At 40.0% G+C, this 13,015-nt stretch carries 10 protein-coding genes; 6 read left to right on the forward strand and 4 right to left on the reverse strand.

Translation table 11 applies throughout. The features are described from left to right. Window positions 1-198: 198 nt before the first annotated feature. Window positions 199-3,477, forward strand: coding sequence for a ribonuclease E (gene rne, locus K5Q58_RS13725; protein ID WP_220754489.1), 3,279 nt, complete (start codon window positions 199-201; stop codon window positions 3,475-3,477). A gap of 193 nt (window positions 3,478-3,670) precedes the next feature. Continuing rightward, window positions 3,671-5,230, forward strand: a complete 1,560-nt coding sequence (locus K5Q58_RS13730) for a SulP family inorganic anion transporter (RefSeq protein WP_220754490.1) — start codon at window positions 3,671-3,673, stop codon at window positions 5,228-5,230. Between the two features lie 129 nt (window positions 5,231-5,359). Here the strand turns inward: K5Q58_RS13730 and K5Q58_RS13735 are convergent, their stop codons facing one another. Continuing rightward, window positions 5,360-6,283 carry a bifunctional methionine sulfoxide reductase B/A protein gene (locus K5Q58_RS13735; RefSeq protein ID WP_220754491.1) on the reverse strand — a complete coding sequence of 308 codons (924 nt, stop codon included), beginning with the start codon at window positions 6,281-6,283 and terminating at the stop codon, window positions 5,360-5,362. Between the two features lie 181 nt (window positions 6,284-6,464). Here K5Q58_RS13735 and K5Q58_RS13740 point away from each other — a divergent pair, with 181 nt between their 5' ends. Both K5Q58_RS13740 and ylqF read left to right on the forward strand, forming a co-directional pair. After that, a complete protein-coding gene (locus K5Q58_RS13740; protein ID WP_220754492.1) occupies window positions 6,465-7,304 on the forward strand; it encodes an isopenicillin N synthase family oxygenase in 840 nt (279 codons plus the stop codon). A gap of 119 nt (window positions 7,305-7,423) precedes the next feature. After that, window positions 7,424-8,368 carry a ribosome biogenesis GTPase YlqF gene (gene ylqF / locus K5Q58_RS13745; protein ID WP_220754493.1) on the forward strand — a complete coding sequence of 315 codons (945 nt, stop codon included), beginning with the start codon at window positions 7,424-7,426 and terminating at the stop codon, window positions 8,366-8,368. A gap of 113 nt (window positions 8,369-8,481) precedes the next feature. Here ylqF and K5Q58_RS13750 read toward each other — a convergent pair whose 3' ends face one another. Then, window positions 8,482-8,958, reverse strand: a complete 477-nt coding sequence (locus K5Q58_RS13750) for a low molecular weight protein-tyrosine-phosphatase (protein WP_220754539.1) — start codon at window positions 8,956-8,958, stop codon at window positions 8,482-8,484. 94 nt (window positions 8,959-9,052) lie between these two features. Continuing rightward, window positions 9,053-9,922, reverse strand: a complete 870-nt coding sequence (locus K5Q58_RS13755; RefSeq protein WP_220754494.1) for a DNA ligase — start codon at window positions 9,920-9,922, stop codon at window positions 9,053-9,055. A gap of 173 nt (window positions 9,923-10,095) precedes the next feature. On the opposite strand from K5Q58_RS13755, the gene K5Q58_RS13760 reads away from it, so the two are divergent. Next, a complete protein-coding gene (locus K5Q58_RS13760) occupies window positions 10,096-10,470 on the forward strand; it encodes a diacylglycerol kinase (RefSeq protein WP_220754495.1) in 375 nt (124 codons plus the stop codon). A gap of 85 nt (window positions 10,471-10,555) precedes the next feature. Here K5Q58_RS13760 and K5Q58_RS13765 read toward each other — a convergent pair whose 3' ends face one another. Then, the gene (locus tag K5Q58_RS13765) at window positions 10,556-11,407 is read right to left on the reverse strand and encodes a LysR family transcriptional regulator (RefSeq protein ID WP_220754496.1); all 852 of its coding nucleotides are present in this window, start codon (window positions 11,405-11,407) and stop codon (window positions 10,556-10,558) included. A 598-nt stretch (window positions 11,408-12,005) separates the two neighbouring features. Here K5Q58_RS13765 and K5Q58_RS13770 point away from each other — a divergent pair. After that, window positions 12,006-12,893 (forward strand): hypothetical protein, encoded by an 888-nt coding sequence (locus tag K5Q58_RS13770; RefSeq protein ID WP_220754497.1) that lies wholly within the window; start codon window positions 12,006-12,008, stop codon window positions 12,891-12,893. Window positions 12,894-13,015 lie beyond the last annotated feature (122 nt).

The following is a 13,015-nucleotide window of genomic DNA, read 5'->3' on the forward strand; positions in this document are numbered from 1 at the left end:
TTAACAACGAATTCCTTGTTTTTGTAATCATTAAAAAATAAGCCATAAATAGGATGCGACACGCAGCGATGCGTCTTACAGCAATGCGCACCTAACTTGCCTAAAAACCAGCCGCGAGGCTTCGTGAATAATAATTTTAGGCCCGTAATGCAACGATAAGTCTTTGTTTGATGACCTTATTAGAAGAATTAAGTCATCATGAAACGTATGTTAATTAATGCAACTCAATCGGAAGAGTTGCGCGTTGCCCTAGTAGATGGGCAACAATTGTATGATCTGGATATCGAAAGCCCAGGCCATGAACAAAAAAAATCAAATATCTATAAAGGCACCATCACTCGCGTAGAACCTTCTTTAGAAGCTGCGTTTGTAGACTACGGTGCAGATCGTCACGGTTTCCTTCCGCTTAAAGAAATCGCTCGCGAATACTTCCCTAAAGGTTACTCTTTCCAAGGCCGTCCAAATATCAAAGAAGTGGTATCTGAAGGTCAAGAAGTTATCGTTCAAATCGACAAAGAAGAACGTGGTAATAAAGGCGCTGCTTTAACAACGTTTATCTCTCTTGCCGGTTCTTACCTCGTTTTAATGCCTAATAACCCACGTGCAGGCGGTATTTCTCGTCGCATTGAAGGTGATGAGCGAACTGAACTTAAAGCGGCAATGTCTGAGCTAACTGTACCAAATGGTATGGGTCTGATTGTGCGTACTGCTGGTGTTGGTAAAGACGCTGCTGAACTAAAGTGGGATCTTAAAGTCCTACAACATCACTGGGATGCGATTCAAGAAGCGGCTCAAAGCAAGCCTGCACCATTCCTAATTCACCAAGAAAGTAATGTGATTGTTCGCGCAATCCGTGATTACTTGCGCCGTGATGTTGGTGAAATTCTAATTGACCACCCACGTATTTTTGAAGAAGCAAAACAACACATTGGTCTAGTTCGCCCTGATTTTGTAGAGCGTGTTAAACGTTACGAATCAGAAGTACCATTGTTTACTCACTTTCAAATCGAATCTCAGATTGAGTCAGCTTTCCAACGTGAAGTTCGTTTGCCTTCTGGTGGTTCAATCGTTATTGACCCAACTGAAGCATTAACGTCTATCGATATTAACTCTGCCCGAGCAACTAAAGGCGGCGATATCGAAGAAACTGCACTGAACACTAACCTTGAAGCCGCGGATGAAATTGCTCGTCAATTACGCCTACGTGACTTAGGTGGTTTAGTGGTTATCGATTTCATCGATATGACACCAGTTAGACATCAACGCGAAGTTGAAAACAGAATGCGTGATGCGGTTCATTTAGACCGTGCCCGTGTTCAGTTAGGCCGTATTTCTCGCTTTGGTTTAATGGAAATGTCACGCCAACGTCTACGCCCTTCTCTTGGTGAATCAGCAGGTCATTTATGTCCTCGCTGTCATGGTCAAGGGACTATTCGCAGTACTGAATCGTTAGCGCTTTCTATTCTTCGCTTAATGGAAGAAGAAGCGATTAAAGAAAACACTTCACAAATTGAAGCCGTTGTCCCAGTTGATGTTGCTGCGTTCTTGTTAAATGAGAAACGTAAAGCTATTCGCATCACTGAAGAGCGTCACAATGTTGAAGTGTACGTTATCCCAGATTCGCACATGACGACACCTGACTACCGCGTGTCACGCTTAAGAAGCGATGATGAAGTAGTTGAGTCAAGTTACAAGCGCGTAGAAAAGCCAGAAGCTAAGTTGTATGAGCCACGTAAACTTGAACGTGCTGAAGCTCAACAACCTGCGATTAAAGGTTTTGGTACGCCAAAAACGACTAAGCCAACTCCAGCGGCAGAGCAACCAGCAAAAGCTGCTACGCCAGCTGCATCAGAGCCAGGTTTCTTCGCTAAAATGGTTTCTGCAATTAGCAAACTGTTCTCATCTGATGAGCCAGCTAAAACCGAATCTAAGCCATCTGATAAGAATCGTAAAGATAACCAAAACAATCGCCGTAACCGTCGTAATGATTCGCGCCGTAATGACAACCGTCGTAACCGCAATGACAGCCGTAATGAAAACCGTAACGATGCTGACAACAAAGGTAGAGACAACAAAGGTCGTAACAAAAAGAATGACAGAGATGTTGCTAATAAAGAGCAAGCAGATAAACGTCAGCCTAAAAACGACCCTAAAGCAAAGACAAACAAACCTGTTGCCGATAAATCTCGCAATGAAACAGAAAAGTCGCCTAAGCAAGAAGCAGCAAGGGAACGTCGCCAACGTCGTAACATGCGCCGTAAAGTTCGTATCGAAAACGAACAAAACGAAGCTAAGTTAAATGAAGTTGAAGCAACCTCAGCTAATGCATCTGTTGAAGTAGCAGCAAAACCTACAGCAACTGAGCAGTCAGCTAAGCCAGCTCGTACTCGTCGCCCTAGAAAAGACAACACAGCGAAAACTGAAAATGTTGAAGCTGCAACGTCAGAATCTTCAAAAGAAGCTGAAGTTGTTAATGTTGAAAAAGCAGAAACTGTTAAAGAAGCTAAAGCTGATACAACAGTTGTTGAAGCACCTGTAGTTACTGAAGCTGTTAAACCAGCAACTGACTCATCAAGTTCGGCTGCAGCCGCTGCACCAGAAAAAGTTAATGCAACTACTGAAACAACTGAAGAAGTTAATGCTGAAGACAGTGAAGAGAAACAAGGTCAACGTCGTAGCCGTCGTAGCCCACGTCACCTTCGAGCTGCTGGTCAACGCCGTCGTCGTGATGAAGATGAAACATCTCCTGCAACAGCAGTATTTACACCAGTTGACGAGCTAGAGAAGCAACTAGATGCTGAACAAGCTGCCGAAGCTGTTGAAGTTAAGACTGAGGCACCTACTGTCGAAGCTACGCCAGTAGTTGAAGAAGTTAAAACTGAAACACCTGTTGTTCAAGAGCCTGTAGCTGAAGAAGTTAAAACTGAAGCGCCTGTTGTTCAAGAGCCAGTAGCTGAAGAAGTTAAAGTTGAAGCACCTGTTGCTCAAGAGCCAGTAGCTGAAGAAGTTAAAGTTGAAGCACCTGTTGCTCAAGAGCCAGTAGCTGAAGAAGTTAAAGTTGAAGCGCCTGTTGCTCAAGAGCCTGTAGTTGAAGAAGTTAAAACTGAAGCGCCTGTTGCTCAAGAGCCTGTAGTTGAAGACATTAAAGTTGAAGAAGTTAAAACTGAAGTATCAGAAGCACCAGCTAAAGATAATTCAATAGCTTCTGCTCCAATGGCAAAACCTGCTGCTATTCAACGCAAAGTCGTTGCAACTCCAACAGCAACAGCCACTAAGGTTGAAGCGCCAGCTAAAAAACCTGCTGCCGCGAGCCGCTTTGGTTCTATGGTGATGTCAGATACAACGAAACCTGTTTCTGAAGCTCGTACTCAGCAAGCTGTCCCTAAAGGTCGTGAATACGAGAAATCTCAGCCTGATGCTGAAGCTGCAAAATCTAAAGTAGCTAACAGTGCCTCATCTGATACCACCAAGGCATAAGTCTTTAGGTAAAACAGATAATACTTATTTTAAAAAGCCACGCTAATTAGCGTGGCTTTTTTTATGTTTACAGTTTGATTAAATATTCTATTTATCTTCAATTAAGCTTATTTTCAGGTTTAGCCAAGGGTTAATTTTTGTTAACATACGCACACTTTTACTTTCAAACACATCAATTGTTTTCAGGGGCTAAATGTTCGATTTACTTCGTCACAAAACTAGTAGTAGCAAAGCAGATATCTTATCTGGTTTGACTGTTGCTCTTGCACTTATTCCAGAAGCCGTTGCTTTTGCATTCGTTGCACAAGTTGAACCTATGGTCGGTTTATACGCAGCCTTTATTATGGGCATTATAACTGCTGTAATTGGTGGTCGTCCGGGAATGATTTCTGGTGCTACAGGCGCGATGGCCGTTGTAATGGTATCTCTGGTTGTTGAACACGGAGTGCAGTATTTATTCGCAGCTGTGGTGCTGGCGGGGATTATTCAAATTTCTGCTGGGGTATTCAAACTCGGTAAGTTCATTCGCATTGTTCCTTACCCAGTAATGATTGGCTTTGTGAATGGTTTAGCCATTGTGATTTTCTTAGCTCAGCTTGGGCAATTCCAAGTTAAGGATGCTGCAGGAAACATGGTTTGGTTAGGACAAGAGCCACTAATGATCATGCTAGGACTTGTGGCACTGACCATGGCAATTATTCACTTTTTACCTAAACTAACTACTGCGATTCCATCTTCGCTTGTGGCTATTCTTACGGTAACGGCGTTAGTTGTGGGGTTAGATTTAGATACCCGAAACGTACTCGATTTCTTAAAAACCATGAGCGGTGATGAGCATGCAACAATTGCAGGCAGCTTGCCTTCATTTGCAATTCCAAGTGTACCTTTTAACCTAGAAACACTTTACATCATATTGCCATATGCATGTATTCTTGCTGCCGTTGGTCTGATTGAATCCTTACTAACACTAACAGTGATTGATGAAATGACTAACAGCCGTGGTCGTGGTAACAAAGAATGTGTTGGTCAAGGTGTTGGTAACATCACAAGTGGCTTCTTTGGTGCTATGGGCGGTTGTGCCATGATTGGCCAATCAATGATTAACATCAACTCTGGTGGCCGTGGTCGACTATCAGGTGTCACTGCCGCATTAGCATTACTAGCCTTTATTCTATTTGGTGCAGCCTTTATTGAGATTATCCCTTTAGCAGCCTTAGTAGGCGTAATGTTCATTGTTGTACTGGGTACATTTGAATGGGCAAGCTTTAAAGTGATGCGTAAAGTGCCGAAACATGATGCGTTTGTTATTGTGTTAGTGACCACAGTAACGGTATTCACAGACTTAGCGTTTGCGGTATTTGTTGGTGTTATCGTTTCAGCTCTTGTTTTTGCCTGGGAACATGCCAAGCACATCAATGTTGAAAAAAGCATTGATGCTAACGGCTGGAAAGTTTACAAGTTAAATGGTCCATTATTCTTTGGCTCAGTTTCTAACTTCTTAGAACTATTTGATGCTGAAAATGATGCTGAAGATGTGATTGTTGACTTCCAAAACTCTCGCGTTGCTGATCACTCAGCATTAGATGCAATTGATACTTTGGCTGAGCGTTATGTTGCTGCAGGTAAGCGATTACACTTAAGACATTTAAGTGGCGACTGTAAAGAGTTACTGCATAAAGCGCGTGACTTAGTTGAAGTTAACGTCATAGAAGATCCACACTACAAAGTGGCTGATGATGCTCTAGACTCTTAATCAATAAGAGTTAAGTTAACTTTATATAAAGTCCACACAATAAAAAGCGAACTATTCAGTTCGCTTTTTTATGTTTGAAATCTGACATTCAAGTACTAAAAATTAACCTAATGAATAGCCAATAATCTATTAGTCTTTTTTCAATAGCGCTTCAAATTGCTTCATCGCTTTTTCAAATTTAGGTTTAATCAACAGCTGACAATATGGCTGTTCTGCATTTTTGGCAAAGTAATCATCGTGAAAATTTTCAGCATGATAAAATGCTTCATACATAGACACTTCAGTCACAATCGGTTTTGGCCAAATCCCCTGCTGTATTAACTTACTGATGGCAATCGTTGCATCATCGACCTGCTGGGCATTATGAGTAAAAATAACCGAACGATATTGCGGACCTTTATCATTGCCTTGCTGGTTAAGCGTGGTTGGGTCATGTATGGCAAAAAACACTGATAATAACGTGTTGTAGCTAATAACCTCAGGGTTAAAAGTTACTTGTATCACTTCGGCGTGGCCAGTGACACCACTGCACACGGCATCATAGTGTGCGTCTTCTGTCGTGCCGCCGCTGTAACCAGAATAAACGCTCTCAACACCATCAAGCCTTTGAAACACGGCTTCGATACACCAAAAGCAACCCGCGCCGAATGTTGCCAGTTGCAATGCCTTAGTGGCATTACACTTTTCAGCTTCAATATCTTCATAGCTTTTAAATAACATCGACACTGAATTAACACAATGGCGCATGTTTTTACCTGTGAGCATTTCACCTTTAAAAACATGTCCAAGATGACCACCGCAATCATGGCAAGTAATTTCAGTACGCTTTCCATCAGCATCTAATGTACGTTTAATCGCGCCATGAATTTCATCATCAAAGGCTGGCCAGCCACAAAAAGCATTAAACTTATGCTCACTTTTATATAAAGGCGCTAAGCATTTTTTACATAGGTATAGACCTTCAGCTTCATGATTGACGTATTCTCCACTAAATGGACGTTCAGTTCCTTTCTGCTCAATGACATACTTTTCAAACTCAGTTAATTCATTCATTTGCATCGTCCTAACTTCAATCTTGACCTTCTTACTGTATCGCAATATCTAAACAGATGGCAGTATGCCTAATAAACATCACTATTTCGACTTATTAGACCTGTTTTCAAGTCAAAAAATTGCAGCAAAGTGTGACGAAGGTTAAAATCATATCGGGTCAAAAAAACAATAAGTAGAAAATATGAAATTAGAAACAATTGATTACCGCTCAGAAAATTGTGCTAAACAATTTGTTGAGTCATTAAGAGAAACCGGTTTTGGAGTGTTATCCAATCACCCTATCAGTAAAGAACTTGTCGAAACCATCTATAAAGAATGGTACGAGTTTTTTCAATCTGAACAAAAAAATGATTTTTTGTTTAAACCAGAGACACAGGATGGTTTTTTCCCTGCCTCAATTTCTGAGACAGCTAAAGGTCATAGCGTAAAAGATATCAAAGAATATTTTCACGTATATCCTTGGGGCCGAATTCCTGAGTCGCTAAAAACCAATATCTTAGCTTACTACAAACATGCCAATGATTTAGCAGCAGAGTTATTAGGCTGGATTGAACAATATGCACCAGCCGATGTTGCCGCTAAGTTCTCTATTCCATTACCTGCAATGATTGCTGAAAGTGAAAAAACACTGCTACGTGTTTTACATTACCCGCCAATGGCTGGTGATGAAGAGCTGGGGGCTATTCGTGCTGCAGCCCATGAAGACATTAATTTAATCACCGTTTTACCAGCAGCCAATGAACCTGGTCTTCAGGTACAAACCAAAGATGATAACTGGGTTGATGTACCAAGTGACTTTGGTAATATTATTATTAATATCGGCGACATGCTTCAAGAAGCTTCTGGTGGTTATTACCCTTCAACATCACATCGAGTGATTAACCCAGAAGGGACGGACAAGACTAAATCGCGTATTTCTTTACCGCTATTTTTACATCCAAACCCTGAGGTTGTGCTATCTGAGCGCTATACTGCTGATAGCTATTTAATGGAAAGATTACGCGAACTGGGTGTTATTTAAGTTCCGGTATTAATTCAATAGGATTAAAGCGCCAATTGGCGCTTTTTTTTATCATTTGGCGGCATAACAAGGTAGAATATGCCCCCTTTGTTAGCAGTAGTTTTAAAAAAGGCAAACACATGGCAATTCAATGGTACCCAGGACACATGCACAAGGCTCGAAAAGAGATTGAAGAGGCGATGCCTCAAGTCGATCTTGTTATCGAAGTATTAGATGCACGTATTCCATATAGTAGTGAAAACCCTATGGTTTCGACCTTAAGGGGCGATAAGCCATGTATAAAACTACTGAACAAATCAGACTTAGCCGACCCTAAAGTGACGGCACGTTGGATTGAATACCTCGAACGTGAGCAAGGCGTTAAAGCAACGGCCATTACTACTTTGCAACCAGGCCAAGTTAAGAGTATTCCAGATATTTGTCGTAAACTAGTTCCTTCGCGGGATAAACTCGAAAAAGATATTCGTACCATGATTATGGGGATTCCTAATGTCGGTAAATCTACCATCATTAACGCCCTTGCTGGACGTACGCTAGCTAAAACAGGTAATGAGCCTGCGGTTACAAAACGTCAGCAACGAATTAATTTGAAAAACGGTATCGTACTGTCTGATACTCCAGGTATTTTGTGGCCAAAAGTTGATAATGAAGCCAGTAGTTATCGCCTTGCTGTTACCGGTGCGATTAAAGATACCGCTATGGAATATGAAGATGTGGCCATGTTTGCCGCAGAGTACTTCTTACATGCCTACCCTGATGAAATTTGTGAACGTTATAAGCTTAAATCGTTACCTGACACAGACATTGAGTTACTTGAAGAAATTGGCCGTAAACGCGGTGCATTGAGACCCGGCGGTCGAATCGATTTACACAAAGCTTCTGAATTATTACTGCATGAATTCCGTTCAGGTAAAACCGGTTTATTGACCTTGGAAACGCCAGAAATGGCAGAAATTGAAAAGGCTGAAGTAGCCCGAGTGCTTGCAGAAAAAGAAGCGATTAAGCAACAAAAGCTTGAACAAGAAAGATTAAAACGCTCCGGTAAACGCCATCAAAATGACTAAATGTTCCTGACGACTTATTAAAATGGCGTTAGCAAAAAAGTAAACTTTAACGTCATTTAATGAAAATAAAAGGCTTATCAGTTGATAAGCCTTTTTAATTTCAGTAGTAGACGCTATCCGTTATTAATTTTCTGCGCCAAACGACCTAAACTTGTATCTAATAAATCTAATACAATTTCAAAACCATTTTCGCCGCCATAATACGGATCAGGCACTTCTTCTACTCCATTAAGCTCATTATCGCCAAAAGATAATATCAACCTAATTTTATGTTGATATTCAACAGGGCAACGACTGAACAAATCCTCCAAATTACTGTTATCAGCAGCCAGAATTAAATCAAACCGATTAAAGTCTTCATTTGTGACTTTTCTAGCTTGCATACCACTGAAATCGAGTCCTCTAGCTTCACCGGCTTTTATTGAGCGGGGATCTGGAGGATTACCTTGATGATATGCTGCAGTACCTGCGGAATCGATTTGCAATTCAAGTTGTAATTCATGGGCTTTATCTTTAAATACTGCCTCAGCGCTTGGAGAGCGACAAATATTACCAAGGCAAACAAACAACACAGATTTTACCTCAGCCAAATTTAATGGATTATCGCTATCCTTTATGCTTTTAGATGTAAGCTTGGAGTTCAATGTCGTTCCCTCTTGTTTTATTTAAGCTTAAAGTTAAAGTCTAATTATTTTGTTCTAAATTAATCTGGCCTGATTCTTCCAGCCTTAGTCGTAAAAAATGTGCAAAACGCGGTATACCATTTTTAGTGAACCCTAAATATTGGTAAGTCACTACCGCACCTACCGCTGGCGGGTCCGCTCTTTCTTGATCACTAAAACCACTGCCAATATTAAACCTTTTACCATCAGGCATTTCAACGGTGATAGAGCCCAATAACCCGGAATACTTGCCCTTACCTTCATTATGGGCAACGACCACCGCCTCAGCATCATATTTGGGTTTAAGTTTGACAATATTGGGGCTACGACCAATTGTATACAACGCCGTTTTTTTATGTAGCATCAAACCTTCACCTTGATTTTCTATCACCCTATCAAGTTCATTGTATAACTGCACTTGAGTAGTAAATTCTTGCTGAGGTATTTGCTGTATATATCTTGAATTTACTGCTATATGCTTCATCTTCGCAACTCGCTCACTAAAAGCACCGCCGTGTTCAGGCAAGTCGAAGATCATAAACGTCACTTGCTGCCATAATGGGCTTTCAGCTTTATGACTTCTCGATAGTGCTGAAACGACCTCAAAGTCATTTCGCTTTATCCATAATTCGCCATCTATTTTTTCTTTTGGAAAATCGGCAGTAAACCACTCGGGGATAACAATAACTCTCCCCGAACGCGAGAGCATCTTTTCGCCATTCCAATAACCTCTCACTCCATCAAGCTTTTCACTCACATAATAATCGTTAACATTGATGCTTTTGTGAAAACGGCTAGCTAGTTGTATTGGCACAGTGTCAGTGGCAAACCCACAAATAGGAATTAATAAATAGATGAACAGAAATATAATAGACAGTAAATATCTTGGCATAGTAGCATCCTTGCTAGTCATGTTAGCGAAATTGCGCTTTTACAGTATCAATTCTAGAGCCTGTTGATTGTAGTCAGGAAATCAAGCTTTGCTATTTTTATGGCAAGTAAAATATTTTTAATGGGTAGTAAAACAATTTCGCGAGAGCAAACAATCAAATACTAAGGTTAAAAATGAAACCAGTAGATAATCATGGGATAAAACGGGTCATCCGCGCCACAGGCTTTTCAATTCAAGGGCTCATCAGTGCGTGGAAAAACGAAGCTGCATTCAGACAAGAGCTTATTCTTGTGGTGGTACTGCTACCTATTGCACTATTAGCTAATGTCAGTTTAGTTGAATCCATTTTGATGATAATGACACTTTTTATTGTGCTGATAACAGAGTTATTAAACTCGGCCATCGAGGCGGTTGTCGATCGCATCAGCGATGAAATCCACCCGCTCAGTGGTCAAGCGAAAGATGTAGCTTCTGCAGCAGTATTTTTAAGTCTAGCTTTATGCGGCATCACCTGGTGCGCAATACTAGTGAATGCCTACATTTTGTAGGTTTGAATATTCCCAAGAGTTTTAATTTAATACTGCCTAAGTCATGTTTACATGAGGATTTGCTGTTAATAAAACAAACCTGACGCTATTGATAAGCTTTATCAGTAAGCAGTATTAGCGCTTGTTCAATTTCATCTAAACGCTCATTTTTCCCCCAATGAGCGGCATAAATATGTCGGCGCATAGGGTTTACGCCCTCGACTAAGAATATGTCGTTATTTTGTATTTTTGCCTTAACCATGGTTTCTGGTAAAAAAGCGCAGCCTCCATTACTCAGCATAAATTCACACGCAATTTGGGCTGAACTGGTATGTAACTTTGGCATAGGTAAGTTTGTTAACTCTTGTGCATGCATGATATTAAAAGCCGTTCCCCAATCTACTTTTATATATTGAGACTGTTTAAGACTATCAATGGTTTGCCCTTCTTGATGGCTTACCAACACCAAGTTCACTCGGTTTAACTTTGTGATTTCAATATCATCGATTCGCAATGGGTCGAAACTTAACGCGATATCTAGCGTTCTTTCAGACAATTGTTTCGACATCACTGCTGTCGAAATCACATCCATTCTTAGGGAAACATCTTCTAAGCCAGAACTTAATGGCTGCATAAAATCGTTTAAGAAACTATCCCAGACATTATGGCCTATACCAAGAGTAAGTTGCACAGATTGCAGCTTTGATAGCGACACATCTTGTTTGGCTCGCTCAACCGCAGTTAACACTGTATTGGCATGTTCTAACATTCGCTCACCAGCAGGCGTTGGCTGAATATTATTACGCTGGCGATCAAATAAAGACACACCTAACAATGTCTCAAGTTGTTTAACCCTAAAACTTACCGCGCTGCGAGTTAAAAATAAATTATCAGCAGCTTTGCCAAAATGCCGAGTTCGATAAACTTCTAAGAACGTTTTTAGTAAATCTGTATCCATAATGGCTTAATGCTCAAACGTGAATGTACTTAACCATGTTAATAGCGTTTTATAGCAAAAATATTGCAAAGAGTATTTAGCTATGATTTTTGACTGTGAACTAGGAGTTTATAATTTTAAGTTGGGGTTTGTGATTGAAATTTCTACTCAAAATGCTGACTTGATACAAATGGTTCCAATCAGCAGTTTTTTGACAAAAAACAACAACTCATAAAAATTAACATTTTGTCAAATAAATGACTGTGAATTTGTTGAAAAAACTGAAGATTTTATAATTGTCTTATAAAGATATACAGTGTTTTCACGATTAAAAACATAACTCTTACGTTACTTGGCAAGTCAAGTTTAATGATATTATTAATGTTATTTTACAGCAACTTAAAAGGGTAAGTCGAAAGGCGTAGTTTACTGTTCAAGTCATGAGCTACGAACAAACATTGATCTAGGATCATTTTAAGGCAGATTTACACTAACAAAAACTTCACATCTGGTTACATAATGCTAGTATAAATACACAAAAAGATATAACCCTGATTATCCAATAAAAATAAAAAGCACGAATGGCTCAAGTTGAGCACATAATAAGTGCGGAGATAAAATGTTTAAGCGAGCCTCTTTAGGACTTTTAGCTGCAGTTTGTACTACCGGCCATGTAAAAGCTGATGAATATAAAATTACCATTGGTGCATTTTACGCTAGCTCAGATTCAACCATGCTAGTAAAAAGTGCAAAAGATACTGGTAATTACTATTTACTCGATTTTGAAGATGACTTGTTACTTACAGATGAACAGTTTCTTCCTTTCTTTGAATTCAAGTACAGTTTCAATGACCGTCATAATATCTACCTCGATTGGAAGTCACTTCACCGTAATGCCGATACACCGCAATTAGGTTTTGATATTGAAATTCCTGAGTTTGGCGACAATGATCAAAGCTTTTTAATCGATGGTAACGCTAAACTAGCCACCACACTCAATATTGATATTTTACGTTTAGGTTATGGTTATGATATTTGGGAAGGTGATAACTATACTGTAGGTGCCTCAATCGGTTTACACACAATGTTTATCGAAACCGTATTCGAAGGCACTATTGGTTTGTGTGAAGCCAATACCGATGCCAATAGCTTGTGTGATACCGCTACCCTAACTCCTAGAATTGTTGATAACGCCCTCACAGCACCTCTTCCCGATATCGGTGTTTATGCCAGTTACGAATTTTATCCTGGCTGGGTATTTAACACTCACGCGCAATACTTTGCGATTAAATACGATAATATCAAAGGTTCATTGGTCGATATTCGTGCTGGAGTTCAAGCTGAAATCTGCGAAGATTGGCACTTATCTTTAGCCTATAATTATTACGATGTAGACATTGATCTTGAACGCTCTCGTAGTGTTTTAGACAAAGAGTTTAGAACCTTAGACTACAATATTAATTACAGTTTCACAGGCCCCATGTTCGCCGTATCCTACTCTTTTTAATTTAAACTAAGCACCTAATGACAGGTGCTTTTTTATGGATTATGATTTAATAATTATGTCACTTTCAAACATCTTCGCTCATTATTTAATTTGCTAAGTGGCCCATTCACATTTGAGGGATT

The organism is Shewanella sp. KT0246, from assembly GCF_019654955.1.
In the GTDB taxonomy this organism is placed as follows: domain Bacteria; phylum Pseudomonadota; class Gammaproteobacteria; order Enterobacterales; family Shewanellaceae; genus Shewanella; species Shewanella goraebulensis.